Annotated in this window: 22 protein-coding genes; 16 read left to right on the forward strand and 6 right to left on the reverse strand. The window is 73.5% G+C overall.

Annotated elements, in window-relative coordinates; translation table 11 throughout:
* Nucleotides 1-159: 159 nt before the first annotated feature.
* Together ACFU9A_RS21115 and ACFU9A_RS21120 are read right to left on the reverse strand one after the other, a co-directional pair.
* Entirely contained in the window at nt 160-1,158 is a 999-nt protein-coding gene (locus tag ACFU9A_RS21115; RefSeq protein WP_430577265.1) for a LacI family DNA-binding transcriptional regulator, read from the reverse strand.
* A 2-nt stretch (nt 1,159-1,160) separates the two neighbouring features.
* Nucleotides 1,161-3,665, reverse strand: a complete 2,505-nt coding sequence (locus tag ACFU9A_RS21120) for a glycoside hydrolase N-terminal domain-containing protein (protein ID WP_430577266.1) — start codon at nt 3,663-3,665, stop codon at nt 1,161-1,163.
* 140 nt (nt 3,666-3,805) lie between these two features.
* Here ACFU9A_RS21120 and ACFU9A_RS21125 point away from each other — a divergent pair, with 140 nt between their 5' ends.
* The 10 genes from ACFU9A_RS21125 (at nt 3,806) to nrdF (ending at nt 16,956) form a co-directional block, all read left to right on the forward strand.
* Nucleotides 3,806-5,215: an ABC transporter substrate-binding protein gene (locus tag ACFU9A_RS21125; RefSeq protein ID WP_430577267.1), complete on the forward strand. Its 1,410-nt coding sequence runs from the start codon at nt 3,806-3,808 to the stop codon at nt 5,213-5,215.
* A 4-nt stretch (nt 5,216-5,219) separates the two neighbouring features.
* Nucleotides 5,220-6,179, forward strand: a complete 960-nt coding sequence (locus ACFU9A_RS21130; protein ID WP_430577268.1) for a carbohydrate ABC transporter permease — start codon at nt 5,220-5,222, stop codon at nt 6,177-6,179.
* Nucleotides 6,179-7,078: a carbohydrate ABC transporter permease gene (locus ACFU9A_RS21135; protein WP_430577269.1), complete on the forward strand. Its 900-nt coding sequence runs from the start codon at nt 6,179-6,181 to the stop codon at nt 7,076-7,078. Before ACFU9A_RS21130 ends, ACFU9A_RS21135 begins: the two co-directional genes overlap by 1 nt.
* A gap of 79 nt (nt 7,079-7,157) precedes the next feature.
* Entirely contained in the window at nt 7,158-9,461 is a 2,304-nt protein-coding gene (gene yicI / locus ACFU9A_RS21140) for an alpha-xylosidase (protein ID WP_430577270.1), read from the forward strand.
* On the forward strand, nt 9,458-10,888 hold the full coding sequence (locus ACFU9A_RS21145) for a GH1 family beta-glucosidase (protein WP_430577271.1): 1,431 nt from the start codon (nt 9,458-9,460) through the stop codon (nt 10,886-10,888). The genes yicI and ACFU9A_RS21145 overlap by 4 nt, the downstream gene beginning before the upstream one ends.
* A gap of 32 nt (nt 10,889-10,920) precedes the next feature.
* On the forward strand, nt 10,921-12,366 hold the full coding sequence (locus ACFU9A_RS21150) for a serine hydrolase domain-containing protein (protein ID WP_430577272.1): 1,446 nt from the start codon (nt 10,921-10,923) through the stop codon (nt 12,364-12,366).
* Between the two features lie 577 nt (nt 12,367-12,943).
* On the forward strand, nt 12,944-13,186 hold the full coding sequence (gene nrdH, locus ACFU9A_RS21155; protein WP_380322479.1) for a glutaredoxin-like protein NrdH: 243 nt from the start codon (nt 12,944-12,946) through the stop codon (nt 13,184-13,186).
* Between the two features lie 151 nt (nt 13,187-13,337).
* Entirely contained in the window at nt 13,338-13,769 is a 432-nt protein-coding gene (gene nrdI, locus ACFU9A_RS21160) for a class Ib ribonucleoside-diphosphate reductase assembly flavoprotein NrdI (protein WP_430577273.1), read from the forward strand.
* On the forward strand, nt 13,739-15,934 hold the full coding sequence (gene nrdE / locus ACFU9A_RS21165; protein WP_430577274.1) for a class 1b ribonucleoside-diphosphate reductase subunit alpha: 2,196 nt from the start codon (nt 13,739-13,741) through the stop codon (nt 15,932-15,934). The genes nrdI and nrdE overlap by 31 nt, the downstream gene beginning before the upstream one ends.
* Nucleotides 15,935-15,975: 41 nt before the next feature.
* Nucleotides 15,976-16,956: a class 1b ribonucleoside-diphosphate reductase subunit beta gene (nrdF, locus tag ACFU9A_RS21170; RefSeq protein ID WP_430577275.1), complete on the forward strand. Its 981-nt coding sequence runs from the start codon at nt 15,976-15,978 to the stop codon at nt 16,954-16,956.
* A gap of 78 nt (nt 16,957-17,034) precedes the next feature.
* Here the strand turns inward: nrdF and ACFU9A_RS21175 are convergent, their stop codons facing one another.
* A complete protein-coding gene (locus tag ACFU9A_RS21175) occupies nt 17,035-17,613 on the reverse strand; it encodes a TetR/AcrR family transcriptional regulator (RefSeq protein WP_430577276.1) in 579 nt (192 codons plus the stop codon).
* A gap of 67 nt (nt 17,614-17,680) precedes the next feature.
* On the opposite strand from ACFU9A_RS21175, the gene ACFU9A_RS21180 reads away from it, so the two are divergent.
* A complete protein-coding gene (locus ACFU9A_RS21180; protein ID WP_430577277.1) occupies nt 17,681-18,622 on the forward strand; it encodes an alpha/beta fold hydrolase in 942 nt (313 codons plus the stop codon).
* A gap of 6 nt (nt 18,623-18,628) precedes the next feature.
* On the opposite strand, the gene ACFU9A_RS21185 is transcribed toward ACFU9A_RS21180, so the two are convergent.
* Complete coding sequence (locus ACFU9A_RS21185) at nt 18,629-19,159, reverse strand: phosphoribosyltransferase (RefSeq protein ID WP_430577278.1); 531 nt, start codon at nt 19,157-19,159, stop codon at nt 18,629-18,631.
* Between the two features lie 118 nt (nt 19,160-19,277).
* Nucleotides 19,278-20,246, reverse strand: coding sequence for an FKBP-type peptidyl-prolyl cis-trans isomerase (locus tag ACFU9A_RS21190; RefSeq protein ID WP_430577279.1), 969 nt, complete (start codon nt 20,244-20,246; stop codon nt 19,278-19,280).
* Nucleotides 20,247-20,367: 121 nt separating this feature from the next.
* Here ACFU9A_RS21190 and ACFU9A_RS21195 point away from each other — a divergent pair, with 121 nt between their 5' ends.
* From ACFU9A_RS21195 to ACFU9A_RS21205, 3 genes are all read left to right on the forward strand, one after another.
* A complete protein-coding gene (locus ACFU9A_RS21195) occupies nt 20,368-20,667 on the forward strand; it encodes a hypothetical protein (RefSeq protein ID WP_380315724.1) in 300 nt (99 codons plus the stop codon).
* A gap of 63 nt (nt 20,668-20,730) precedes the next feature.
* Nucleotides 20,731-21,504, forward strand: a complete 774-nt coding sequence (locus ACFU9A_RS21200; protein WP_430577280.1) for an alpha/beta hydrolase — start codon at nt 20,731-20,733, stop codon at nt 21,502-21,504.
* A 51-nt stretch (nt 21,505-21,555) separates the two neighbouring features.
* Nucleotides 21,556-22,401, forward strand: coding sequence for an alpha/beta fold hydrolase (locus ACFU9A_RS21205; protein WP_430577281.1), 846 nt, complete (start codon nt 21,556-21,558; stop codon nt 22,399-22,401).
* Nucleotides 22,402-22,486: 85 nt separating this feature from the next.
* On the opposite strand, the gene ACFU9A_RS21210 is transcribed toward ACFU9A_RS21205, so the two are convergent.
* The gene (locus tag ACFU9A_RS21210) at nt 22,487-23,989 is read right to left on the reverse strand and encodes a hypothetical protein (RefSeq protein WP_430577282.1); all 1,503 of its coding nucleotides are present in this window, start codon (nt 23,987-23,989) and stop codon (nt 22,487-22,489) included.
* A gap of 307 nt (nt 23,990-24,296) precedes the next feature.
* On the opposite strand from ACFU9A_RS21210, the gene ACFU9A_RS21215 reads away from it, so the two are divergent.
* Both ACFU9A_RS21215 and ACFU9A_RS21220 read left to right on the forward strand, forming a co-directional pair.
* Nucleotides 24,297-25,673 (forward strand): hypothetical protein, encoded by a 1,377-nt coding sequence (locus tag ACFU9A_RS21215; RefSeq protein WP_430577283.1) that lies wholly within the window; start codon nt 24,297-24,299, stop codon nt 25,671-25,673.
* On the forward strand, nt 25,670-26,686 hold the full coding sequence (locus ACFU9A_RS21220) for a hypothetical protein (RefSeq protein WP_430577284.1): 1,017 nt from the start codon (nt 25,670-25,672) through the stop codon (nt 26,684-26,686). Before ACFU9A_RS21215 ends, ACFU9A_RS21220 begins: the two co-directional genes overlap by 4 nt.
* Nucleotides 26,687-26,690 lie beyond the last annotated feature (4 nt).

Raw genomic sequence — 26,690 nt, forward strand, 5'->3', positions numbered from 1 at the left:
GATGGGTCTCGCGCTCGGCGGCCGCCAGGTGGCTACCGCGTCGAAGCGCTTCGAATTGATACCACCCTCACGAGGGGTGACGCAATGGTGTCCGGCGATCCGGACGGGTCGGACAGGACTTCCGCCGGCCGGGGAGCGGCGGGGTCGCGACGCCTCCGGCTAGCGGCGGGCGGTGCTCCCGCGGGTGGTCAGCACGGGGGACAGCAGGCGCGTCTCGGCGCCCAGGCCGTCGTCGAGCCGGGCCATGACGATGTCCACGGCGAGGCTGCCGATCGTCGACGCCGGCAGGTCGATGGCGGTCATCGGCACCCGCTGCGCGAGCGCGACGTCCTCGGGGCACAGCGCGATCACCGAGACGTCGTCGGGGACGGACCGGCCGGCGTCGCCCAGGCGGCTGAGGACGTGCGGCAGCGCCCGCTCGTTGTGCACGAACAGGCCCGTCGTGCCGGGCGCCTCGGCGAGGAGCTCGTCGACGACCCGCGCGACCTCGGCCGGGGCGCCGGGGCAGGCGACGACCTTCGCGTCCAGGCCGCGTTCGGGCGCCGCCTCGGCGAACCCGCGCATCACGCGGTCGACGTACGACGTGTGCCGGTCCACGACCTCCGGCGGTGCGCCGAGCATCGCCACCTGGCGGTGCCCGAGCTCGGCGAGGTGCTGCGCGGCGAGGCGGCCGGCGGCCTCGAAGTCGAGGTCCACGCACGACAGCCCCGACGCGTCCCGCGGCAGCCCCACCAGCACGGACGGCTGCCGGGAGCGGGTGAGGATGGGGATGCGCGCGTCGTCGGCCTCGACGTCCATCACCACGAGGGCGTCGACCATGGAGCCGTTCGTCGCGCGCTCCAGGCCCTCGAGGTCGTCCTGCGTCAGCAGCAGCACGTCGTGGGCGTGCTCGCGGGCCCGGGTCACGACGCCCCCCGCGAACTGCATGATCACCGGCACGTCGATGCCCGTGCGCAACGGGATCATGAGCCCGATGACCTCCGTCCGCGCGGAGGCGAGCGCGCGCGCCCCGGCGTGCGGGCGGTAGCCCAGCGTGGCGATCGCCTGCTCGACCCGCCGGCGCGTGGGGGCGGAGATGGACCGCTTGCCCGAGAGGACGTACGAGACGGTCGACGCCGAGACTCCCGCCGCCTTGGCGACGTCCTCGATGGTGGCCACGGCTAGCTCCTGGGTGCGTGCGAGACGGAAGGACCCGCGACCGGCAGGTCGCGGGTCAGGTCGAGGATCACGGTAGCGCCCGCGGCGAGCGCGACGACGGCGGCGGGGGTGTCGTCGGCCACCGTGTCGCCGGCCGCGGGCGCCCCCTGGCGCACGACCACCTCCACGGCGCGGTCCGCGGGCGCCCGGAGCACGACGGCCGAGGCCGCGCCGTCGCGCCAGGCGACGTCGACCTCCGCGCCGCCGCGGGCGCGCAGGCCGGTCACCTCGCCGTCGGGCCAGGCCGCCGGCAGCGCGGGCAGCAGGTCCAGGCGGACGCGCCCGTCGGCGCGCCGGTGCGACTGCAGCAGCATCTCGGCGACGCCCGCCGTGAGGCCCAGGTTCCCGTCGATCTGGAACGGTGGGTGGGCGCTGAACAGGTTGGGGTACAGGCCGCCGCGGTGCCGGCCGTCGGAGTCGTCGGCCGGGCGCAGGGACAGGAGCACCTGGTCGTGGGCGCGGTCGCCCGCCCCCAGCCGGGCCCAGAGCGCGATGCGCCAGGCGAGCGACCAGCCGGTCGACTCGCGGCCGCGCAGCTCCAGGCTGCGGGCCGCGGCGCGCGCCAGGTCGGGGGTGGTGGTCGGGTCGAGGGAGTCCAGGGGGTACAGGCCGACGAGGTGGGAGAGGTGCCGGTGCTCGGGCTCCGCCTCCGCCAGCTCCCGGCCCCACTCGAGGAGCTCGCCGCGGGACCCGACGGCGGGGTCGGGGAGGGCCGCGACGACCTGCTCGAGGCGCGCGAGCCACGGCTCGTCGGCGTCGTCGGCGCCGAGGGCGACGGCCGCCTCCCGGCACCCGTCGGCCAGGGCGCGCAGGAGCGCCACGTCCATCGCCGCGTTGGTCGTCACGGCCGCCGGGTCGCCGTCGGGCGCGACGTACCGGTTCTCCGGTGAGGTCGACGGGCTGGTCCAGGCGCGCGCGAGGTCGCCGTCGCCGGCCGTCTGCACCCAGTCGAGCGCGAACTCGCCCGCCCCGCGCAGCGCCGGCCACGCGGCGCGCAGGGCGGCGTCGTCGCCGGTGAACCGGTGGTGCTCCACGACGTGCTGCGCGAGCCACGTGCCGCCGAGCGCCCACGCGGACCACTGCGCGTCGCCCCGCCCGTGGCCCACCGACGCGGCGTGCCCCCAGGCGTCGGAGTTGTGGTGCGCCACCCACCCCGCGGCGCCGTAGAGCTCCCGCGCCACGTCGGCCCCCGGCCCCGCGGCCAGGCGGCGCACGAAGTCGAGCAGCGGCTCGTGGCACTCCGCCAGGCCGGTGGTGCCGGCGGCCCAGTACGCCATCTGCAGGTTGATGTTGAGGGTGTAGGCGCTGCTCCACGGGCCGGGCAGCCACGGGTTCCAGATGCCCTGGAGGGTGGCCGGGAGGCCGCCCGGGCGCGACGACGACAGCAGCAGGTAGCGCCCGTGGTGGAACGCGAGCGCGGCGAGCCCCGGGTCCGGGCGGTCCGCGGCGGCGCGGATCCGGCGGGCGGTCGGCAGGTCGGCCGCCCCGGCGGGAGTCGGCAGGTCCAGGTGCACCCGCCCGTAGACGCGCGCGTGCTCGGCGACGTGCGCGGCGCGCAGGCGCTCGCGGAGGGCGTCGGCGTCGTCCTGCGCGGGCGGAGCCGCGGCGAGCTGTGCCGCGAGCCGCTCGGCGGCCGGCGCGGCCCCGGGCTCGCCGGGCGGGTCCGTGGTCGCCGTCGCGACGAGGAGCACGTGGGTGCGCGCGGCGCCGGTGCGCAGCGCGCCGTCGGCGACGGCGGCGCCCGGGTCCGCGGGGGCGACGACGGCGACCAGGCCGGTGCGGCCGCGGTCGGCGTCGTAGCGGAGCTCGCCCTCGGGGTGGTGGGACGGCGGGACGTCGACCGGCAGGTCGACGGCGCGGACCAGGGCGGCGGGCCCCGCGGGCTCGGGGGCGTGGTCCGGCGCCGCGGCGCGGAGCAGGCTCTCGACGCGGACGGTGAGGCGCACGGGTCGCTCGGCGCGCACGGCGTGCACCAGCGCGCCGCCGCCGGCGTCGGCCCAGCTCTCGTGGACGACGACGCCGGCGACCGGGTGCCGCCACGTGTGGGTGGCCACGCCGGTGCGCAGGTCCAGCTCGCGCCGTGCGACGCCACGGACGCGCGGGGGCGTGGTCCCGGCGTCGTCGGCCGGCGCGACCTCGACGTCGATCTCGGCGAGGGGCAGGTACGCCTGCGCCCAGGGCGTCTGGGTCTCGGCGAGCAGCGCCTCCGCGGCGCGGACGTCCCCGGCGGCGACCGCCGCGCGGACGCGGTCGAGGTGCGCGGGGCCGCGCGCGCGGGCCCCGGCGAGCGGGTCCGTCGGGGGCGGTCCCGACCAGGCCGTCCCGTCGTTGACCCACAGGTGCTCGACCCCCGCCCGGCCGGCGCACACGGCGCCGCGGTGGCCGTTGCCCACGGGGTACGCCTCGACCCACCGGGTGGCGCTGCGGTCGTCGTGCAGGACGTGCGTCGTCGCGGGGAGGTCGCCCATGGGGGAGAGCGTAGTGCGCGCGGGACGAATCGCTTCGACGGCGTCCTGCCCCGCGAGGGGCGCCCGCGGCCGCCGGTCCCGTCCCGGCCGCCTTGACGCCTGTCGGACCCGGGGGCAATACTCGCCGTCGAAGCGCTTCGATGATCCATCGACGGATCGTCGGCGCCTCCCGCGGCGGGGACGACCACGGCCGCCGCGGCGCTGGACTCGACGAGGAGGACCCCATGCTGGACCGCGCGCGCACCGCCCGGGCGATCGCCCTGATCGCCGCGTCGACCTTGACGCTGACCGCCTGCGTCGGCGGCGGCGGAGGCGGGGGCGGGGCCTCCGGCGGTGGCGACACCGACGACACGACCCTGACCATCTGGCACTACGAGAACGACGACTCGGCCATGGGCCAGGCCTGGGCCAAGGCCATCGAGATCTTCGAGGACGAGCACCCCGACGTCACGGTGGACGTCGAGAAGCAGACGTTCGAGCAGATCCAGAAGAACGCCAAGATCGTGCTCACCGGCGACGACGTGCCCGACGTCATGGAGTACAACAAGGGCAACGCGACCGCGGGGCAGCTCGCCGCCCAGGGGCTGATCGCGCCGCTCACCGACGCCGCGGAGAAGAACGGCTGGGCCGACAAGCTGTCCGGCTCGCTGCAGACCACCGCGCGCTACGACGAGAACGGGCTCATGGGGTCCGGCGACTGGTACGGGGTGCCCAACTACGGCGAGTTCGTGGGCGTCTACTACAACAAGCAGATGTTCGAGAAGGCCGGCCTCGAGGTGCCGACCACCCTCGACGAGCTCGAGCAGGTCATGAAGGCGTTCAAGGACGACGGCGTCACGCCGCTCGCCGAGGCCGGGGCCGAGTACCCGATGGGCCAGCTCTGGTACGAGCTCGTGCTCGCGAACGCGGACCGCGACCTCGTCGACCGGTACCAGCTCTTCGACGGCGACGTGGACTTCCACGGCCCGGAGCTGACGGCCGCCACCGAGAAGCTCGACCGGTGGATCAAGGACGGCTACGTCGCCTCCGACTCCGCGGGCCTCACGGCCGAGGACATGGGCGTCGCCTTCATGAAGGGCGACTACCCGATGATGGTCTCCGGCTCCTGGTGGTTCGGCCGCGTCACGGCCGAGATGAAGGACGACTGGGGCCAGTTCAACTTCCCCGGCAACACGCTGCAGGTCGGCTCGTCCGGCAACCTGTGGGTGGTGCCGACCAACGCGGACTCGCCGTCGCTCGCCGAGGAGTTCATCGACACCACGCTGCGGCCGGAGGTGCAGGACGTGCTGGCGCAGACCGGCGGCCTGCCGGTCGCGGGCGACGCGTCGACCATCACGGACGAGAAGACGCGCGAGCTCACCCAGAACTTCCAGGACATCCTCGACGACGACGGCCTGGCGTTCTACCCCGACTGGCCGGTGCCGGGCTACTACGACACCATCGTCAGCCAGCTGCAGTCGCTGGTGAACCAGTCCAAGACGCCGGACCAGGTGCTGGACGGGCTCGGCTCGGCCTACACGGACGGCAAGGCCGACCTGCTGGGCGAGTGACGACATGACCGCCACCACCACGGCCGCCGCCGCGGCGCCCGGCCGCACGCGGGCGCGCGGCCGCCGCCGCGGCTCCCTGCCCTACCTGGTCTACCTGCTGCCGGGCGCGGTGCTCTTCGTGCTCGTCATCGGGTACCCCCTGGTGACCAACGTCTACATCAGCCTGTTCTCCTGGCGCGGCGGGCTCGCCCCGCTCACCTGGGTCGGGTTCGACAACTACGCCGAGCTCTGGCACGACGCCGCCTTCTGGACGTCGTTCGAGAACTCGATCGCGATGATCGTCGCGATGGTGCTGGTGCCCACGGCGCTCGGGCTGGTCCTCGCGGCGGTGCTGTTCGACTACCTCGGCCGCCGCTTCGGCGGCCTGGTCGCCGCCGTCCTGCGGGCGACGTACTACCTGCCGCAGATCCTGCCGGTCGCGGTCGCGGGCGTGCTGTGGAACTGGATCCTCAACGCCCAGACGGGCGCGCTGAACGAGATCCTGCGCGCGTGGGGCGTCGCGAGCCCGCCCAACTGGCTGGGCGACCCGAGCACGGCCCTGCCCAGCGTCATGCTCGTCCTCGTCTGGGTGCAGATCGGCTACCCCGTGGTGATCTTCATGGCGGCGCTGCAGCGGGTGGACCCCGAGCTGTACGAGGCGGCCGAGCTGGACGGCGCCGGCTGGTGGCGGCGGTTCCGCGCGATCACGATCCCGCAGATCCGCCCGGAGACGTTCGTCGTCACGCTCACCTGCACGGTGGCGGCGCTCAAGGTGTTCGGCCCGATCTACGTCCTCACGCGGGGCGGCCCGGAGAGCTCCACGCTCGTGCCGAGCTACTACTCGTACCTCAACTTCTTCGACAAGTCGCGGGTGGGCTACGGCGCCGCCGTCGCGACCGTGCTCACGGTGGTGATCGTGGTGGTGGCCGTCGTCATCCTCGCGCTGCAGGCGCGGGCCGAGCGGGCCGAGGAGGTGGGGCGCTGATGGCCGCCACCGTCGAGACCCCGCGGGCCGCCCGTCCGCGGACCGACGCGCCGCGCCGGCCGGAGGGCGGGCGCCACCGGCGTGGCGCGGCGCGCTGGTTCGTGCTGGCGGGGGCGGTCGTCGTCGCGCTGCTCGTGCTCGCGCCGCTGCTCGTCATGCTGCTCAACGCGTTCAAGTCGCCCGAGGACTACACGCAGCACGGCCCGCTCAGCCTCCCGAGCGGCCTCTACCTCGACGGCCTCGTGAACTTCTGGCAGCGCACGGAGTTCCCCGTGAAGCTGTGGAACTCGTTCTTCATCTCCGCCGTGGTGGCGGTGGCCGGGTGCGTGCTCTCGCTGCTCAACGCGTACGCGATCGGCGTCGGCCGCATCCGGGGCCGGATGGGGATCGTGCTGCTCTTCCTGCTCGCGAACATGCTGCCGCAGGAGGCGCTGATCTACCCCCTGTTCGACATGGCGCGGCAGGTGGGGCTGTCCAACTCGCAGTGGTCGGTGATCATCATCTTCACGGTGATCCAGTCGGCCTTCGGCACCTACCTGCTCGCCTCGGTGCTCGGCACCTTCCCGCCCGCGCTGCTCGAGGCCGCCGCGCTCGACGGCGCCGGGCGCTGGCGCATCCTGTGGCAGGTGGTGTTCCCGATCGTGCGGCCCACCCTCATGGTGCTGATGATCTTCTTCTTCATCTGGACCTGGAACGAGTTCTTCATTCCCCTGGTCATGCTCACGACGCACGACACCCAGACGATCCCGATCGCGCTGGCGTCGCTGCAGGGCGACCGGATGATGGACGCCCCCACGACCAACGCCGGGGCCCTCGTGTCCCTGGTCCCGGCGCTCGTCTTCTTCCTGCTCTTCCAGCGCACCCTCACCCGCGGCGTCACCGCCGGGGCGGTGAAGTGAGCGCACCGCCCCTCGCGCGGCGAGCCTGCGGGCCGTCCGCCATCATCGAATCCGACAGCACGGAGTAGGTGCACCCCTGATGAAGTTCACCGACGGCTACTGGAAGACCCGCCGCGGCATCGAGCCGCTGTACGCGGTCGAGGTCGACGACGTCCGCGTCGACGAGGCCACCGGCAGCATGACCGTCTACGCGCCCACCGCGCACGTCGCCCGGCGGGGGGACACCCTCAACCGGCCGATGCTGACCGTCACCTACACCTCGCCCGCGCCCGGCGTCGTCAAGGTCCGCGTGGAGCACTTCGCCGGGGCCGCGCACCGCGGGCCGGAGTTCGCGGTCACGCCCGAGCCGGGGTTCCGGCCCGTGGTGAAGGTCGACGAGACGACCGGCGTGCTCGAGACCGGCGGGCTGTCGGTCCGCGTGCACCGCGGCGACGGCTGGCACGTCGACTTCGAGCACGACGGCCGGGTGCTCACGTCGAGCCTGCCCAAGTCGGTGGGCGCGATGACCGCGACGGCGGGGCCCGAGGCCGGCGCCTGGGTGCACGAGCAGCTCACCCTCGACCCGGGCGAGCACGTCTACGGGCTGGGGGAGCGGTTCGGTCCATTCGTCAAGAACGGTCAGTCGGTCGACGTCTGGAACGAGGACGGCGGCACCTCCAGCGAGCAGGCGTACAAGAACGTGCCGCTCTACGTGACCAGCAAGGGGTACGGCGTCTTCGTCGCCCACCCCGAGCGGGTGTCGCTCGAGGTCGCGTCGGAGGTGAACACCCGCGTCCAGCTCTCCGTGGAGGGCCAGGCGCTGGAGTACTACGTCATCGCCGGCCCGACGCCCAAGGACGTGCTGCGCCGGTACACCGGGCTCACCGGCCGGCCCGCGCGCGTGCCGGCCTGGTCGTTCGGCACCTGGCTGTCGACGTCGTTCACCACCGACTACGACGAGGCCACGGTCACGAGCTTCGTCGACGGGATGGCCGAGCGGGGCCTGCCGCTGAGCGTCTTCCACTTCGACTGCTTCTGGATGCGCGAGTACCAGTGGTGCGACTTCGAGTGGGACCCGCGCGTCTTCCCCGACCCGGAGGGCATGCTCGCGCGCCTGCACGAGCGCGGCCTCAGGGTGAGCGTCTGGATCAACCCGTACATCGGCCAGCGGTCGCCGCTGTTCGAGGAGGGGCGCGCCCGCGGCTACCTGCTGCGCACCGCGGACGGCGGCGTCTGGCAGTGGGACCTGTGGCAGGCCGGCATGGCGCTGGTCGACTTCACCAACCCCGAGGCGACGGCCTGGTACCTGGGCCACCTGGAGCGGCTCCTCGACCAGGGCGTGGACTGCTTCAAGACCGACTTCGGCGAGCGCATCCCGACTGACGGCGTGGTCTGGCACGACGGCTCGGACCCGCGCAAGATGCACAACTACTACGCGGAGCTCTACAACGAGGCGGTCTTCCGCCTGCTCGAGCGGCGCCGCGGGCGCGGCGACGCCGTCGTCTTCGCGCGCTCCGCCACCGCGGGCGGCCAGCAGTTCCCCGTGCACTGGGGCGGGGACTGCGACTCCACCTACGCGTCCATGGCCGAGTCCCTGCGCGGCGGGCTCTCCCTCGCGCTGTCGGGCTTCGGGTACTGGAGCCACGACATCGGCGGCTTCGAGGGCACGCCCGACGCCTCGGTGTTCAAGCGGTGGCTCGCCTTCGGCCTGCTGTCCAGCCACTCGCGGTTCCACGGCTCGTCGTCGTACCGCGTGCCGTGGGCCTTCGACGAGGAGGCCGTGGACGTCGCGCGCCGGTTCACGCACCTCAAGATGTCGCTCATGCCGTACCTCGCCCGCGCGGGGGAGCAGGCGCACGCCGCCGGCACGCCGATCATGCGGCCGATGGTGCTGGAGTTCCCGGCCGACCGCGGCACCTACGGCGTGGACATGCAGTACATGCTGGGCGACGCGCTGCTCGTGGCCCCCGTGTTCACCGCGGACGGCACCGTGGAGTACTACGTGCCCGAGGGCACGTGGACCCGGCTGGTCGACGGCGCGGACGGCGGGCACGCCGAGACGGTGACCGGGCCGCGCTGGGTCACCGAGACCCACGGCCTCGACTCGCTGCCCGTCCTGGTGCGGCCCGGCACCGTGCTGCCGGTCGGCGCGCGCACCGACCGGCCCGACTACGCGTGGGCGGAGGGCGTCGAGCTGCGGCTCGTCGCGCTGCCCGACGGCTACGACGCCGTGACCCCCGTCCCGACCGGCGGGCCCGACGGCGAGGCGGCGCGGTTCCGCGTCCGGCGCGCCGGCGACGAGGTCGTCGTGACCACCGACGACGCCCCCGGCGACTGGAGCGTCCGGGCCGACGGGCGCGTCGCCACCACCACCGGACCCGGAGAGCTGAGGATCACCCTGTGACCACGCGTTCCTTCCCCGCCGACTTCCTGTGGGGCACCGCCACCGCGGCCTACCAGATCGAGGGCGCTGCCGCCGAGGGCGGCCGCGGCCCGTCGATCTGGGACACCTACTCCCACACCCCGGGCCGCACCCTGGGCGGCGACACCGGCGACGTCGCGTGCGACCACTACCACCGCTGGGCCGAGGACGTGGACCACCTCGACCGGCTCGGCGTCGGCGCCTACCGCCTGTCGATCTCCTGGCCCCGCGTGCAGCCGGGCGGCACCGGCCCCCTCAACCCCGAGGGCGTCGCCTTCTACCGCCGTCTCCTGGAGGCCCTGCGCGAGCGGGGGATCCGCCCCTTCGTCACCCTCTACCACTGGGACCTGCCGCAGGAGCTCGAGGACGCGGGCGGCTGGGCGAACCGGGAGACGTCGGCGGCGTTCGCCGCGTACGCCCGGCACATGGCGACCGAGCTCGGCGACCTCGTCGAGGCCTGGACCACGCTCAACGAGCCGTGGTGCTCGGCCTACCTCGGCTACGGCTCGGGCGTGCACGCCCCCGGCCGCACCGAGCCGGAGGCGGCGCTCGCGGCCGTCCACCACCTCAACCTCGCCCACGGCCTGGCGGCCCGCGCGATCCGCGAGGTGCTGCCCGGCGCGCAGGTCTCGATCACGCTGAACCTGCACGCGATCCGCCCGGCCGACCCGGCCTCGGCCGCCGACGCCGGCGCGGTCCGCACGATCGACGCGCTCGCCAACCGCGCGTTCCTCGGCCCCCTGCTCGACGGCGCGTACCCGGCCGACCTCCTCGCCGACACCGCCGACGTGTCCGACTGGTCGTTCGTGCTCGACGGCGACCTCGAGCAGATCCGGCAGCCCCTCGACGTGCTGGGCGTCAACTACTACTCCACCGTCACCGTGCGGCGCTTCGCCGGCGACGGCGAGCGCGTGGAGAACGACGGGCACGGCGCGTCGTCGCACAGCCCGTGGATCGGCGTCACGGACGTCGAGTTCGTCCAGCAGCCCGGCCCGTACACGGCGATGGGCTGGAACATCGAGCCGTCGGGGCTGACCGACCTGCTGGTCGGGCTGCACCGCACCTATCCCGACGTGCCGCTCGCGGTCACCGAGAACGGCGCGGCCTTCGACGACGAGCTCGTGGACGACGGCGGGGCGCGGCGCGTGCACGACGACCGCCGCGTGGCCTACCTCCACGACCACGTCGAGGCCCTCGGCGCCGCGCGCGACGCGGGCGCTGACGTGCGCGGGTACTTCGCCTGGTCGCTCATGGACAACTTCGAGTGGGGCTACGGCTACTCCCGGCGCTTCGGCATCCTGCACGTGGACTACCCGACCGGGGAGCGCACGTGGAAGGACTCGGCGCACTGGTACCGCCGGCTGGCCACCACCGGCGAGCTGCCCCCGGTCGACGCCGTCGCCCCCTGACGCACGCCCGGCGGGGGCACTAGCGTGCGGGCATGACCGCTGCCGTGCCGCTCCCGCCCGACCTTCCCGCCCGGTTCGACGACGCGCTGCGCTCCAGGTGCCGCGAGCGGCGGGTGCCGGCGCTGTCCGCCGCGGTGGGCCGCGGCGGGGAGGTCGTGTGGACCGGCACCGCGGGGTGGGCGGCCGCCGACGCGGGCACGGCGTTCCGCATCGGGTCGATCAGCAAGCCGATGACGGCGGTGGCGGTGCTGCGCCTGGTCGCGGAGGGTCGGCTGGGCCTCCACGACACGGTGGGCCGGCACCTGCCGGACGCCCCGGCCCCCGACGCCACCGTCGCCCACCTGCTCACGCACACCGCGGGCCTGCCGGCGGAGCCGCCCGGGCCGTGGTGGGAGCGGCACGGCGCCGGCACGTGGGACGAGCTGGTCGCCTCCGGGGTCGAGCCGCAGCGCGACCCGGGCGAGCGGTTCCACTACTCCAACGTGGGCTACGCCGTGCTCGGGCGGCTGCTCGAGCAGGCCCACGGAAGGCCGTGGGACGACGTGCTCCGCGACGAGGTCTGGGCGCCCCTCGGCCTGACCGGCACCGGTCGGACGCCGGTCGGCGCGGCGGCGGTCGGCTACGCGGTGCACCCGCACGCCGACGCCGTCCTGCGCGAGCCCGTGGCCTCCTACGGCGTGCTCGGCCCGGCCGGCGAGGTGTGGTCCACGCCGTCGGACCTGGTGCGGTTCGGGTCGTGGCTGGTGGGTGCGGGGACGGACGACGCGGCGGCCGCCGGGGTCCTGTCGCGCGAGTGGCGGCGCCGGATGACGACGCCGCGCGCGGTGGTCGACGACGACGGGCAGCCGTTCACCGCCGCCTGGGGGCTCGGCGTCTCGGTGCACCACGCGGGTGCGGGGGCGGGCCGCCGGACCGTCGGCCACGGCGGCTCGGTGCCGGGGTTCACGGCCACGCTGCGGGCCGACCCCACCACGGGGGAGGCCTGGGCCGTGTGCGGCAGCTCGACCGCGGGGTTCGGCGACGCGTCCTTCCTCGAGGAGCTGCTGGCCGACGCGCCGCCGCTCCCGCCCGCGAAGGGCGTGGGGGACGCCGCGGACCGGGGCGTGCTCGCGCTGACCGGCACCTGGTACTGGGGCCCGATGGCGTACACGCTCGCCGCGCGCGGTGACGGTCGCCTGGAGCTGAGCTCCGACGGCGGCCGCAGCACGGTGTTCGGCCGCACGGACGACGGCGGCTGGGTGGGCGTCGAGGGCGGCTACTGGCTGGGGGAGCGGGTGCGTGCCGTGGCGCCCGGCGCGTCCGCCGAGGCGCTCGACGTCGGCACGTTCCACCTCACCCGCGCGCCCTACGACCCCGCCACCGCGGTGCCGGGCGGCCTCGACCCGCGCGGCTGGCAGCCGGTCGTCGACGCGACCAGCGACGCGACCGGCGACGTGACCGGCGACGCGACCGGAGGCGAGGCCCCCGGGCTCGGGTGACCCCTCCCGTCGCCTGTGCGACACACCACCGGGCACGACACGCCGATGATCTCGACGAGTTTTCCTCGCGTTCGGGGGCGTCGAATGTCCGTTCTGTCCGGAGGGTGGCCGGCGGTCGACCGGGCGGGCGGGGTGCCCGGGCCCGGGCGCGGGGTCGATCCCGGTCGCGCACATGCTGTGGACACCCGTCGCCCACCGCCTGTGGACATCCGGACGCGAACCGCACGGTCCTGCGGGCGGACGCCTCCGGGTGGTGGGGACGGAGCCCCGGGGAGCCTGTGGACGGACCGTGTCAGAGGCCCGTGGGAGGCTGTTGTCAGGGTCGGCAGGCGAAGGGCGTTCGATGAATGACACGGATGTCAACCACTAGATGTCGGTCCCGCGCGCGCCCCGACCACTAGGTGTAGTGTTTGAAGCACGCGGGGCCCACGGCTCTTCGAACAAAGCACACCGGCGTAGTTCCACGGGCGTCATCCCTGGTCCGGCCCCTCTCGGGCCCACCTGGGACCGGCTCGCAGGGCCACCGCGCGGGTCGGACCAAGCCCCCCGGGAGGGGAGCGCAGAGAGGGAGAGACACATGAGCATCACGGTCTACAGCAAGCCGGCCTGCGTGCAGTGCGACGCGACCTACCGCGCCCTCGACCGCAAGGGCGTCGAGTACTCGGTGGTCGACATCACCCAGGACGCCGAGGCGCTCGAGATGGTGCGCGGGCTCGGCTACCTGCAGGCCCCGGTCGTCGTCGCCGGCGACACCCACTGGTCGGGCTTCCGCCCCGACCAGATCGCCGCGGTCGCGGCGCAGCAGGCCGTCACGGCCTGACGCCGAGATCGGCACGGGCGGGTCGCGCGGGTCGCGACCGCCCACCCCACACACGGCCGGCGCCCCGGGCTTCGAACCCGACCCGGGGCGCCGTGCGTCTTCGGTGACGCAGCGCGTCGGTCTGGTAGCAGCATCCGGGGGGAGGCTGAGCATGAGTTCTCTCGTCTATTTCTCCAGCGTGTCGGAGAACACCCACCGGTTCGTCCAGCGCCTCGCGCTCGAGGAGCTCGGCATGTCCGTGCACCGGATCCCGGTGCGCAAGCAGGACGGCTTTCTCACGGTGACCGAGCCGTACGTGCTCATGGTCCCGACCTACGGCGGGGGCAACGAGGGCGGCGCCGTGCCACGGCGCGTGCGCGAGTTCCTCAACGACCCGCACAACCGGTCGCTCGTCCGCGGCGTCATCGCCGCGGGGAACACCAACTTCGGCGCTGCCTACTGCATCGCCGGCGACATCATCTCCGCGAAGTGCCAGGTGCCCTACCTGTACGCCTTCGAACTCCTGGGGACGGCTGAGGACGCCGCGCGCGTCCGTGACGGATTGGGACGATTTTGGCAACGACAGTCACTGATCTCGGCGTGAGCTCGACGACGACCCCCGAGGTCGCGGGGGCCACCCCGGTGCCGCTGCAGGGCGTGCAGCTGGACTACCACGCGCTCAACGCGATGCTGAACCTGTACGGCGCGGACGGCCAGATCCAGTTCGAGAAGGACCGCGAGGCCACCACCGCCTACTTCGAGCAGCACGTGCTGCCGAACACGATCCAGTTCGAGACGCTCGACGCGAAGCTCGACTACCTGATCGAGAACAAGTACTACGACCCGGCGGTCCTCGAGAAGTACTCGCGCACCTTCGTCAAGGAGCTGTTCCGGCTCGCGTACTCGAAGGACTTCCAGTTCGAGTCGTTCCTCGGCGCGTTCAAGTACTACACGTCGTACACGCTGAAGACGTTCGACGGGAAGAAGTACCTCGAGCGCTTCGAGGACCGCGTCTCGATGGTCGCCCTCGGGCTGGCCGACGGCGACGAGCAGGTCGCGCGCGACGTCGTCGAGGAGGTCGTGTCGGGCCGCTTCCAGCCCGCGACGCCGACGTTCCTCAACGTGGGCAAGGCGCAGCGCGGCGAGCCCGTGTCCTGCTTCCTGCTGCGCATCGAGGACAACATGGAGTCCATCGCGCGCGGCATCAACTCCGCCCTGCAGCTGTCCAAGCGCGGCGGCGGCGTGGCCCTGCTGCTGAGCAACATCCGCGAGCACGGCGCGCCGATCAAGCACATCCAGAACCAGTCGTCCGGCGTCATCCCCGTGATGAAGCTGCTCGAGGACTCGTTCTCGTACGCCAACCAGCTGGGCGCGCGCCAGGGCGCCGGCGCCGTGTACCTGCACGCGCACCACCCGGACATCATGCGGTTCCTCGACACCAAGCGGGAGAACGCGGACGAGAAGATCCGCATCAAGACCCTCTCGCTGGGCGTCGTCATCCCGGACATCACGTTCGAGCTGGCGAAGACGAACGCGGACATGCACCTGTTCAGCCCGTACGACGTCGAGCGCGTCTACGGCAAGCCCTTCGCGGACGTCTCCATCTCGGAGAAGTACGACGAGCTCGTCGCCGACGACCGCATCACGAAGACCACGATCAAGGCCCGCGACTTCTTCCAGACGATCGCGGAGCTGCAGTTCGAGTCCGGGTACCCGTACGTGATGTTCGAGGACACGGTGAACAAGGCGAACCCGATCAAGGGCCGCATCACCCACTCGAACCTCTGCTCGGAGATCCTGCAGGTCTCGACGCCGTCGACGTTCCACGAGGACCTGTCCTACGACCACGTCGGCCGCGACATCTCCTGCAACCTCGGCTCGCTGAACATCGCGAAGACGATGGACTCGCCGGACTTCGCCAAGACGATCGACACCGCGATCCGCGCGCTGACCGCCGTCTCCGACCAGACGAGCATCGACTCGGTCCCGTCGATCCGCCGCGCGAACGACCTCGGGCACGCCATCGGCCTCGGCCAGATGAACCTGCACGGCTACCTCGCCCGCGAGCGGATCTACTACGGCTCCGACGAGGGCGTCGACTTCACGAACCTGTACTTCTACACGGTCGCCTACCACGCGATCGCGGCGTCCAACCGCCTCGCGATCGAGCGCGGCAAGGCGTTCGGCGGGTTCGAGGACTCCAAGTACGCCACCGGCGAGTACTTCGACAAGTACACCGACGGCGAGTGGAAGCCCGCGACCGAGCGCGTCGCGCAGCTCTTCGCGGAGGCCGGCGTCGCGATCCCGACGCAGGACGACTGGCGCGCGCTCAAGGCCTCGGTCATGGCGCACGGCATCTACAACCAGAACCTGCAGGCCGTGCCGCCCACCGGGTCGATCAGCTACATCAACAACTCGACGTCGTCGATCCACCCCGTGCCCGCCAAGATCGAGATCCGCAAGGAGGGCAAGCTCGGTCGCGTGTACTACCCGGCGCCGTACATGACGAACGACAACCTGGACTACTACCAGGACGCGTACGAGATCGGCTACGAGAAGATCATCGACACCTACGCCGCGGCCACGCAGCACGTGGACCAGGGCCTGTCGCTGACGCTGTTCTTCCCCGACACGGTGACCACGCGCGACGTCAACCGGGCGCAGATCTACGCCTGGCGCAAGGGGATCAAGACGCTGTACTACATCCGTCTCCGTCAGATGGCCCTCGAGGGCACGGAGATCGAGGGCTGCGTCAGCTGCATGCTGTGACCGCGTCGAGCAACTATCGGGAATTCGGGGAAGAGACAAAGATGGCGCCCACGGGGAAGCTCAAGCTCATCGATCGCGTGACCGCGATCAACTGGAACCGGCTGCAGGACGAGAAGGACCTCGAGGTCTGGGACCGCCTGGTCGGCAACTTCTGGCTGCCGGAGAAGGTGCCGGTGTCCAACGACATCCAGTCGTGGCACACGCTCACCGACGCGGAGCGGCTCATGACGACCCGCGTGTTCACCGGCCTCACGCTGCTGGACACGATCCAGGGCACCGTCGGCGCCGTGTCGCTGATCCCGGACGCGCTGACCCCGCACGAGGAGGCGGTGTACACCAACATCGCGTTCATGGAGTCGGTGCACGCCAAGAGCTACTCGTCGATCTTCTCGACGCTGATCTCCACGCGGGAGATCGACGACGCCTTCGCCTGGTCGGAGGAGAACGCGAACCTCCAGCGCAAGGCGGAGATCGTCCTCGACTACTACCGCGGAGACGACCCGCTGAAGCGCAAGGTCGCCTCGACGATGCTCGAGTCGTTCCTGTTCTACTCCGGCTTCTACGCGCCGATGTACTGGTCCAGCCGCGCCAAGCTGACGAACACGGCCGACCTCATCCGCCTCATCATCCGCGACGAGGCCGTGCACGGGTACTACATCGGCTACAAGTACCAGAAGGGCCTGGCGCAGGTCAGCCAGACCCGGCAGGACGAGCTCAAGGCGTACACGTTCGAGCTGCTCTTCGAGCTGTACGAGAACGAGGTCGAGTACACCGACGCCCTGTACGGCGAGCTCGGCCTCACCGAGGACGTCAAGGCGTTCCTGCGCTACAACGCCAACAAGGCCCTCATGAACCTGGGCTACGAGGCGCTGTTCCCCAAGGAGGACACGGCCGTGAACCCGGCCATCCTCGCCGCGCTGTCCCCGAACGCGGACGAGAACCACGACTTCTTCTCCGGGTCGGGCTCGTCGTACGTCATCGGCAAGGCCGTGGCCACCGAGGACGACGACTGGGACTTCTGACCGGTCCTGACGTCGTCGGAGCACAGCCGAGGTAGACCGAAGGGGCGGGCCGCAGCCATCGCGGCCCGCCCCTTCGCGCTACCTCGGAGAGGCCCGGACCGCCTCGGGCCCCAGCGTCGCGTCGACGACGAGCGCGAGCGCCGGGCGCGGGTCCGTCGGGTCGTGGCGGGCGATCGCGTGCAGCAGCAGCCCTTCGTAGGTGCCGGCGACGGCGATCATCGCCGCACGAGCGTCGGTCGCGCCGAGCCGGGCGGCCGTCCGCTCGCCCCAGTCGATGAGCGCCTCCCGCCCCCGGTCGACGCGCCCGCGCAGGTCGGGGTCGTGGCTCGCCTCGAGGAAGAGGACGAGGCGGGCGGTCGTGGCTGCGCGGTCCGGACCGGTCGCCTGCGCGAAGCCGGCGCACAGCATGTCGACGAAGGCGGCCGCCGACCGGGGCTCCGGCGCGCCGGACAGGCCGGCCAGGTCGCGGGCGGCGAGGTCGTCGGAGACTCCGGCCAGCAGGGCTGCGCGGGTGCGGAAGTAGTTCGACGTCGAGCCACGGGGGAGGCCGGCGCGCTCGTCGACCCGCCCGTGAGTCAGGGCGCGCAGCCCCTCGGTGCCGAGCAGGTCCACGGCCGCGTCGAGCGCGCGACGTCGGGGCGGGAGGGCGGTGGTCACGACGGCACCCTACTCCCATCACTACGGATGTAGTGACACCGCACTACGAACGTAGTAGCGTCGAGGGATGGACGAGAACGTGGTGGGCGAAGGGCGGGCCGCCTCGACGCGGGCCGCGACGTCGGCCGGGGTGCCGATGCCCGAGCTCGCCGGCGTCACCCATCGGTGGGTGGACGTCGACGGGCTCGTGATGCACGTCGTCGAGCAGGGCGCCGGTGACCCGGTGCTGCTGCTCCACGGCTTCCCGGAGCACTGGTGGGAGTGGCGCGGCGTCGTCGGACCGCTCGCCGTCGACCATCGGGTCGTGTGCCCCGACCTGCGGGGGTTCGGCTGGACCGACGCGCCCCCGGACGGCTACACCGGCGACCGGCTCCTGGCCGACGTCGTCGGCCTGCTCGACGCGCTGGGCATCGAGCGGGCGCACGTCGTGGCGCACGACTGGGGCGCGCTGGTGGGCTTCCGTCTCTGCCTCGAGCACCCCGACCGGGCCGCGACGCTGCTGAGCATGGGCGTGCCCCACCTGTGGCTGCGGTTCGACCCGCGGCTGCTGCTCATGCTGCGGCACACCTGGTTCCAGGTGGTCATCGCCTCGCGGCTGACCGGGCCGCGCGCCCTGGCGCGGGGCCGCCAGCGGCTGCCGCGGCACCTGCTCCAGGAGTACGGCAGCGACTCGCCCGTGATGACGGACGCCGACGTCGAGGCCTACCTCGCGCCGCTGCGGCAGCCCGCACGCGCGCGGGCCGGGTCAGCGCTCTGCCGTGACTTCGTCCGGCGCGAGCTGTGGGCCGTGCTGCGCGGCGCCTATCGCGACCGGCACCTGACCACGCCGACCGACGCCCTGCTCGGCGAGAACGACATCCTCGGCGACCCGGCGCTGCTGGGCGGGCACGAGGAGCACGCCGACGACCTGGTCGTCGACGTGCTCCCCGGGGTGTCGCACTTCATGGTCGACGAGCGACCGGACCTCGTGGTCGACCGGGCGCGGGCGCTGTTCGCGCGCGCGGCGTGAGGTGGCTCAGACGTCGGCCGAGTGCGCGCCGGTGACGGGCGGGTCGGCGGACCACGGGAACGTGATCCACAGGTCGGTGTCGCGCCACGAGTAGTCCGGCTGGATGATCGTGCGCGGCTTGGTGTACAGCACCACGGACCGGGCCTCGGCGCCCTGCTTCGCGAGCATGTCCATGACCAGCGCGAGGGTGCGGCCGGAGTCGGCGACGTCGTCCACGACGAGCACCTTGGAGCCGGGCAGCTCGGAGGTGTCCATGAGGGGCGGCAGCACGCGCGGGTCGTCGAGGGTCTTGCCGATGTCGGTGTAGAACTCGACGTTCAGCGTGCCCACCCCCTTGGTGCCCAGCGCGTACGCCATCGCGCCGCCGGGCACGAGGCCGCCGCGCGCGACCGCGACGACGACGTCGGGCCGGAACCCGCTCGCGACGACACGCTCGGCCAGCTCGCGGATGGCGACGGGCAGCAGGGTCCAGGTGAGCACCTCGCGCTCGGGCGCCGGCGCGGCGCCGGCGGGCGGCTCGGGGGACGGTGAGGTCATGGCAACCGAGGGTACGCGCGACGGCGGGCCCCCGTGACCGGGGACCCGCCGTCCTGGTGCTGCTGACCTGCGCCGACGTGGTCGCGACGTGCGAGACGTCACGCTCCGCGCTCGGGCGTCACTGCGCCGCGAGGATGTCCACGACGAAGACCAGCGGCGAGTCGGCCTTGATGTTGCTGCCCTGCGGCGGGTTGGCGCCGTAGGCCTGCTCGGCGGGGATCACCAGCAGCACCTGGCTGCCGACGGTCTGCCCGGCGAGGCCGTCGGTCCAGCCCTTGATGACCTGCTGCAGCGAGAACGAGGTGGGGGCGCCGCGGTCCCACGACGAGTCGAACTGCTCGCCGTCCAGCGTCCAGCCCGTGTAGTGCGCCGTGACGGTCTGGGTCTTCTTGACCTTCGCGCCGTCGCCCTTGATGAGGGTCTGCGCCACGAGGTCCTTCGGGGCCTTGTAGCCGTCGGGGATCTTCACGGACGGCTTGCCGGAGTCGTCGAGCGTCACGGTCGGCAGGCCGGCGGCCGGCTTCACGGCCTCGCCCTCGGCGCGGGTCGGGATCTTCTTCGCGTCGGTGATCTCGACGAGGTTGACGGCGGTGACGGCGTTGCCCTGCTGGTCCTGCGTCGGGAACGCGACGAGGACGCGCGCGCCGACCTTCTGGCCGGTGAGCGGCTCGGTGAGCACGCCGTAGCTCTGGTCGCCGAGGATGAAGGTGGCCGGCTGCTTCTGCTGCCAGGTCGAGCCCTGGCTCGTGCCGTCGGAGCCGAGGTAGCCCACGAAGTCGATCGTGACCTGCGTGCCCTCGGTCACCTCGGCGCCCTTGCCCTCGTCGATGACGCGGGTGGTCGGCACGGAGACCTCGAGCGGGGACTTGAAGGTGACCTTCGGCTCCTTGCCGGCGTCGCCCTCGACCTTCACGGCCTCGAGGGCGGCGACGTCCTCCTTGGTGGGCGTCGGCGCCTCGGTCGCAGGCGACGACGACGCGGACGCGGACGGCGAGGCGGAGTCGCCGGAGTCGTCGGCGCAGGCGGTCAGCGTCAGGGCCGTGGCCAGCGCCAGCGCGGCTGCGGCGGCGGACGTGCGGAGCTTCACGGAGTGTCCTTCGGTCGGCGGGGACGAACCGGGCCACTGTAACGGCCTCACCTGACCGCCCCGTCCAGGCTCCCGCGGGGCACCGCCCGGCCGGCGCGCCGCCCGGGCGACAATGGGTGGCATGCCGTCCAGCCGCCCGTCCCGCAAGCGCCCGTGGGGCGCCACGCCCCCGCCGCTCGACCTCGACCGTGCGCTCGGCGGCGTGCGGCGGGAGAGCGCGGCGGACGGCGAGTGGACCGTGCGGCGGCTGCGCGGGGGCGACAAGGCGTACCGCTGCCCCGCGTGCCGGCAGGAGATCCCGGCGGGCACGCCGCACGTGGTGGCGTGGCAGCGTGACGTCGTCGGCGGCGAGAGCGCCGGCCTGGAGGACCGCCGGCACTGGCACTCGTCGTGCTGGGAGCGTCGCGCGCGGCTGCGCTGAGCGCGGGGCCCGCGTCCCCCGCGGACCGGCCGGGAACGCCCGGCGGAACTACGCTGGGCCGTGATGAACGACATGCCCGCCGGCCCGCCCACCGGCCACCAGATCCGCTCGCTGACGATGCTCCCGGCACGGCGCGAGGACGTCGACCTGCACACCGCGGACGGGCTGACGCTCGTCGGCGAGCTGGCCCTCCCGGCCGACCGTGACCCGGTCGCGAGCCTGCTGACCTTCCACCCCCTGCCCACGCACGGCGGGTACATGGACTCGCACGTCTACCGCAAGGCGGCCTGGCGCCTCCCGGCCCTCGCCGACCTCGCGGTGCTGCGGTTCAACACGCGCGGGACGTCGTCGCCCCGCGGCACGTCCGAGGGCGCGTTCGACGGCGGTGACGCGGAGCGGTTCGACGTCGCCGCGGCGATCGAGCTCGCCGAGTTCCGCGAGCTGCCGCGGCCCTGGCTCGTCGGCTGGTCGTTCGGCACCGAGCTGGTGCTCAGGCACGGCACGGACCCGAGCGTCGAGGGCGCGATCCTCCTGTCCCCGCCGCTGCACCGGGCCACGGACGACGACCTGGACCGCTGGGCCGCCTTCGGGCGCCCGCTGGTGGTCCTCGTCCCGGAGCACGACGACTACCTGCAGCCGGAGGAGGCGCGGCGCCGGTTCGCGCGCGTGCCGCAGGCCGAGGTGATCGGCGTCGACGGCGCGAAGCACCTGTGGGTCGGGGAGCCGGCGGTGCGCCGGGTGCTCGACGAGATCGTCGGGCAGGTGCTGCCCGGCCATGCGCCGCTGCCCACGCACTACGACGGCGAGGTGCGGCAGGCGGAGACGGTGCCGCGCTGACGGCACCCGCACGAGGTTCCCGGATGACATGGCGATGACGAGGAGTCGACGATGACCACCACCTCCGCGCTCCTGGCGACGTACGCGCTCCGCGACGGGGCAGGCACGCCGCTCCTGCTGCTGCACGGCTTCCCGCTCGACCACCGGATGTGGGCGGCGACGGCCGAGGCCCTGCCCGAAGGGGTGCGCGCCATCGGCGTGGACCTACCCGGCCAGGGGCACTCCGACCTCGGGGGCATCCCCCCGCGGCTCGAGGAGGTCGCCGACGCCGTGCACCGCACGATGCGGGAGCAGGGCGAGGGGAACGCGGTCGTCGTCGGCCTGTCGATGGGCGGCTACGTCGCGCTGGCCCTGGCCGAGCGGCACCCCGGCTTCGTGGTGGGGCTCGGCCTCGTCGACACCAAGTCGACGGCCGACCTCGACGCCGCGCGGGCCAACCGCCTGCGGATCGCCGCCGCCGTGACCGAGGGCCAGACGCTCGACCCGGTGCTCAGCATGCCCGGCTCGCTGCTGGGGTCGACGAGCACGGAGAAGCGCCGCCACCTCTTCCCGCTGCTGGAGTCGTGGATCCGGTCGCAGTCGCCGTCCGGCGTCGCCTGGGCGCAGCGGGCGATGGCGGCCCGCCCCGACCGCACCGACGTGCTGCGCACCTTCGACGGTCCCGTCTCAGTGGTGGTCGGCGCCGAGGACCAGGTGACCCCGCTCGTCGAGGCCGAGCACATGGTGCACGCGGCGCGCGACGGCGCGCTCACCGTGGTGCCCGCCACCGGCCACATGAGCGCGGTCGAGGACCCGGCCACGGTCGCGGCCGCGCTGGACCTGCTGCACCGTCGCGTGTCGGAGCGCACCAACCCACCCCGCTGGCCCTGGCAGTACCGGCCCGCGCCGGGCGCCTGAGCGGCGCCCGCGCACGGCGCGGGCGGGCACGACGAGGGCCGGCCACCCGGGTGGGTGACCGGCCCTCGTCGTGCGTGCGGGGGCGTCAGGCCTTCGAGGCGGCCGCGGCCTCCGGCTCGGCGTCCGCGTCGTCGGCGGCCGGCTCCTCGGTCGTCGAGGCCTTGGCCTTGGCGGCCTTGGTCCGGGGTGCCTTGCCCCCGGTCGACCCGGCCTCGGCGGTGCTGCTCCCGGCGGTCTCGGCCGCCGGCTCCTGCGGGGCCGTGGCCTGCTCCTCGGCGACCGGCTCCGGGGCGGAGACGGTGGCGACGGGGGCCGGCGGCACGTCGACCGGGGCCTGCGTCGTCGCCGGGGACTGGCCCTTGTCGGACTTCTTCTCCGCGCCCAGCAGCCCGCGCAGCTCCTCGAGGTAGGAGTTGATCGAGTCGTGCCGGCGGGTGAGGTCCTCGAGCTGCCGGGACGCGGTGGCGCGGTGCGTCTCCGACTCGACGCGGGCGTCGTTCACCATCGTCTCGGAGAACTCGCGCGCCTCGGCGACGATGCCGTCCGCGGTGCGGCGGCCGTCCGCGACGAGCGCCTTGACGTAGGCGTCGGACTCGGCGCGGACCTTCTCCGCCTGCTGCAGCGCGAGGGCGACGCGCTGCTCGGCCTCGGCGGCGTGCTCCTCGGCCGCGCGGACGAGGAGGTCGGTCTCCTGGCGCGCGGTCTCGTGCCGGGCGGCGGCCTCGTGCTCGACCTGCTCGCGGCGCTGCGCGATCTCCAGCTCGGCGTCGGCGAGCGCGGCACGGGCCTGCTCGCGCAGCTGCTCGAGCTCGGTGGTGACGGCGTCGGACGCCTCGGTGGCCTGGTGCTTCGCCTCGGCGATGATGCGCGCGGCCTCGCGGCGGGTGCGCTCGAGCAGGTCGGACGACTCGCGGTCGGCCTCCTCGCGCTGGGCGGCGGCCTCGGCCGCGGCCGAGGCGCGCTGCTGCGCGGTGTCGCGCTCGGCGGAGACGCGCAGCTCGGTGGTCTCGCGCTCGGCGGTGGACCGCTGGACGCCGATCTCACGCTCGAGCGAGGCGCGGCGTTCGCTCTCCTCCGCGGAGAGCGTGCTGGTGATGAGGGCGGCCTCGCGCTCGGCGGAGCCGACCAGCTCCTCCGCGCGCCGCTGGGCGGCGAGCAGCGTGCCCTCGGCCTCGGCGGCGGTGGTGGACCGGATCTCCTCGGCCTCCCGGCGGGCGCTGCCGAGCAGCTCCGACGCCTCGGACTCGGCGCGCGAGCGCACCTGGCCCGCGGACAGCTTGGCGCGGGCCATGATGTCGGCGGCCTGCTGGTTGGCCTGGGTGAGGACCTCGGTCGACTGCTCCTCGGCGGACCGCAGGAGGCGCTCGACGCGGGAACCGAGCCCGGCGTAGGACGGCTTCTCGTTCTCCCGGAGCTGGCGCTGCGCGAGCGCGAGCTCCGAGGAGATCTGCATGGCGCGCGCGTCGGTGCTCTCGACGTTCCGGCGAGCCTCCTCCAGCGCCTGCTCGAGTCGGGCGATGTGACCGTCCACCTGGGCGCGGTCGTAGCCGCGCATGGTGATCGGAAAGAGCGTGCGCTCGTCGGACACGTGCAGACCTCCGTAAGTGGTGGGGTGTCCCGGCCACGTCAGGATAGTGGTGCGACCGTGGCGCCGATACTCGGGACATACTTGCCCAACGGGACGAGCCAGGCATCCTCTCACACGGCGATCTCGCCGTGGGGAGGCCAGGTTCGGGCCTGCCGCCTCGGGTCGTGGGGGCGACCGGGAGCCGGGGCGCGGCCGAGGTACGCGAGTCGTGAAGGGTTCGTGAACCGCCCTCCGCGAGGGGGCCGACATGGACGGACCCGTTCTCGCCGTCCCTATGCTGGACTGTCCACGTCGAAGGGAAAGCTCGGTGCTGCAACGCATTCTGGGCGGCGTCCTGGTCCTCATCGGACTGGCCGCTGCCGCGCTCGGTGTCGCCTCCGCCACGGTCTGGCGCGACACCGACACGGTGGCCGCCACGGCCAAGCCGTCCGGCGACGGCACGTTCGTCGTCACCGACCCCGGGGTCCTCGGGCTGGTCGGGGACGACGTCACCATCAGTGCTTCCGTCCCCGAGGGGCAGAAGGTCACCCTGGCGATCGGCCGGGACGTCGACGTCGCGGGCTGGGTCGGCAACGACCCGTACTCGCGCGTGACCGGCCTGAGCGACTGGGAGAACCTGTCCGTCGCCGCGGGCGAGCCCGCCGACGCGGACGCGAAGACCAACGAGGCGCCGACGACGGGTCCCGACCCGGCCGGCTCCGACATGTGGGTCGCCGAGGCCTCCGACGACAACAGCGTCACGCTCCGCTGGAGCGACCGCCCGGGCCGCTGGACCCTGCTCGCGGCGGGCGTCGGCGAGGGCGCGCAGGCGCCCACGCTGGAGCTCACGTGGCCGCGCGCGGTCGCCACGCCGTTCCTGTGGCCGGGCGTCATCGCGGGCGCCGTGCTCGTGCTGGTCGGCGCGCTCCTCCTCGTGCTCGGCGGACGCCGCGTCCGTGCGCAGCGCGCGGACCGTGACGAGATCGGCTCGGCGCACGAGGCGAGCGAGGGTTCGCACGACGACGGCCCGTTCGCCGGCCCCTCGGCCGGCCCGTTCGCCCCGGTGAGCCCTGGCGCCCTCGGCGCCGCGGGGCCGACCCCGGCGCCCGAGGCGCCCGCCGCGGAGGACGCGGACGGTGCGGACCGTGCGGACGGGGCCGAGGACGGCACGACGAGCGAGGCCGCGGGCACCGCCGAGGTGCCCCTCGCCGGCCGGCTGCTCCGCCGCTCCCGTCGCCGGCAGCGCGACGACCTCACCGAGTCCGCGCCCGCGACGGAGGACGCCGCCCCCGCCGCGCCGTCGTCCGGCGAGGCGCGTCCCGTGCCCGTCCCGGTCGCCGCCGAGCCGACGGCCCACGCGCCCGTCCCGGCGCAGCCGATGCCCCACGAGCCGGTCCCGGCCGAGCCCACGACCGCCACCGGGGCCCTCCGCATGACCCGCCGCGAGCTGCGCGCGCAGGAGGAGGCCCGCCGGGCCGCCGAGCAGGGCGGCGGCATGACCCGCATGCTGCGCGCCATCACCGGCTCGATCCCCGCCGTGCGCCCGCAGCAGCCGGCACCGGCCGAGGCCGAGGCCGAGCCCCGGCCCGACCTGTCCACGCCCACCGGCCGTGCCGCGGCCTGGCGCGCCACCTGGGGCTTCGGCGCCGGGCAGGCCTCCGACGCCGACGCGCGCCCGACCGACACCGACGGGGAGAACCGATGAACCGCCGTACCACCCGCCGTGGCCTCGCCGTCGCGAGCGCCCTCCTCGTGTCCTCGGCGCTGCTCGCCGGCTGCGCCCAGGACGTCCCGCAGCCCGCGCCGGACGCGGCCGACACCCGCCCGGTGCTGACGAAGGACCAGGACACCCACGTCGTCACGTCCGTCGCCGCGACGATCGGCAAGGCCGACAAGGCGCTCAGCAGCAAGGCGCTCAAGGCACGCGTGACCGGCCCGGCGTACGAGGTGCGCTCGAGCCAGCTCGCCGTGGCGAAGACGCGGGACAACGCCGAGTTCGTCACGGACATCCCGGACAGCTCGCAGCAGATGATCATCCCGACCACCGAGGGCTGGCCGCGCACGAGCTTCTCGATCACCAAGGCGACCGAGAAGCTCGAGACGCCGCGACTGGTCGCCTTCGAGCAGGCCGGCGCCCGGCAGAACTACAAGATGTGGGCCTGGGTGCAGCTCATCCCCGGCCAGGAGATGCCGTACTTCGCCGACTCCGCCATCGGCTCGGACGCCGTCGCGGCGAAGGACGACTCGCTGGCCGCGTCCCCGGCCGACGCGCTCGCGCAGTACGCCGACATCGTCACCCTCGGTGCGAAGAAGTCGTCGTTCGCGAAGGGCTTCGAGCTGCCCGACGCCGACCTGGTCGCCGCGGTCGCCGCGGACGAGAAGGCCTGGAAGTCCGTCGACGGCTTCGAGGAGTCGGGCACGAAGTACTCGAAGAAGTTCGCGGCCCGCAAGGACGACGTGCGCGCGGTCCGCACCGTCGACGGCGGCGCGCTCGTCATGGGCGTGCTCGACGGCAAGACCACGGTCGAGGCGGAGAAGGACGCCAAGGTGCCCGCGCTCTCGGAGACCCAGAAGGCGCTGCTCGGCGACGCCGACCCGACCAACGAGCTGAAGACCGAGTACACCGACATGGTCGCCCTGTACGTGCCGCCGAAGGACTCGGACGAGAAGATCCGTCCGCTCGGCTACTCGCACGTCGCCACGGCGGCCTCGAACTGACGGA

Source organism: Isoptericola sp. NPDC057653 (assembly GCF_042799955.1).
GTDB lineage: Bacteria > Actinomycetota > Actinomycetes > Actinomycetales > Cellulomonadaceae > Isoptericola.

What these genes read in the sequence shown, in the direction of transcription:
- ACFU9A_RS21180 (WP_430577277.1), top strand. Translation starts at nt 17,681, where the DNA reads ATGGACGAGAACGTGGTGGGCGAAGGGCGGGCCGCCTCGACGCGGGCC.
- yicI (WP_430577270.1), top strand. Translation starts at nt 7,158, where the DNA reads ATGAAGTTCACCGACGGCTACTGGAAGACCCGCCGCGGCATCGAGCCG.
- ACFU9A_RS21200 (WP_430577280.1), top strand. Translation starts at nt 20,731, where the DNA reads ATGAACGACATGCCCGCCGGCCCGCCCACCGGCCACCAGATCCGCTCG.
- ACFU9A_RS21120 (WP_430577266.1), bottom strand. Translation starts at nt 3,665, where the DNA reads ATGGGCGACCTCCCCGCGACGACGCACGTCCTGCACGACGACCGCAGC.
- nrdI (WP_430577273.1), top strand. Translation starts at nt 13,338, where the DNA reads ATGAGTTCTCTCGTCTATTTCTCCAGCGTGTCGGAGAACACCCACCGG.
- nrdF (WP_430577275.1), top strand. Translation starts at nt 15,976, where the DNA reads ATGGCGCCCACGGGGAAGCTCAAGCTCATCGATCGCGTGACCGCGATC.
- ACFU9A_RS21195 (WP_380315724.1), top strand. Translation starts at nt 20,368, where the DNA reads ATGCCGTCCAGCCGCCCGTCCCGCAAGCGCCCGTGGGGCGCCACGCCC.
- ACFU9A_RS21125 (WP_430577267.1), top strand. Translation starts at nt 3,806, where the DNA reads ATGATCCATCGACGGATCGTCGGCGCCTCCCGCGGCGGGGACGACCAC.
- nrdH (WP_380322479.1), top strand. Translation starts at nt 12,944, where the DNA reads ATGAGCATCACGGTCTACAGCAAGCCGGCCTGCGTGCAGTGCGACGCG.
- ACFU9A_RS21220 (WP_430577284.1), top strand. Translation starts at nt 25,670, where the DNA reads ATGAACCGCCGTACCACCCGCCGTGGCCTCGCCGTCGCGAGCGCCCTC.
- ACFU9A_RS21130 (WP_430577268.1), top strand. Translation starts at nt 5,220, where the DNA reads ATGACCGCCACCACCACGGCCGCCGCCGCGGCGCCCGGCCGCACGCGG.
- ACFU9A_RS21135 (WP_430577269.1), top strand. Translation starts at nt 6,179, where the DNA reads ATGGCCGCCACCGTCGAGACCCCGCGGGCCGCCCGTCCGCGGACCGAC.
- ACFU9A_RS21150 (WP_430577272.1), top strand. Translation starts at nt 10,921, where the DNA reads ATGACCGCTGCCGTGCCGCTCCCGCCCGACCTTCCCGCCCGGTTCGAC.
- ACFU9A_RS21185 (WP_430577278.1), bottom strand. Translation starts at nt 19,159, where the DNA reads ATGACCTCACCGTCCCCCGAGCCGCCCGCCGGCGCCGCGCCGGCGCCC.
- ACFU9A_RS21205 (WP_430577281.1), top strand. Translation starts at nt 21,556, where the DNA reads ATGACCACCACCTCCGCGCTCCTGGCGACGTACGCGCTCCGCGACGGG.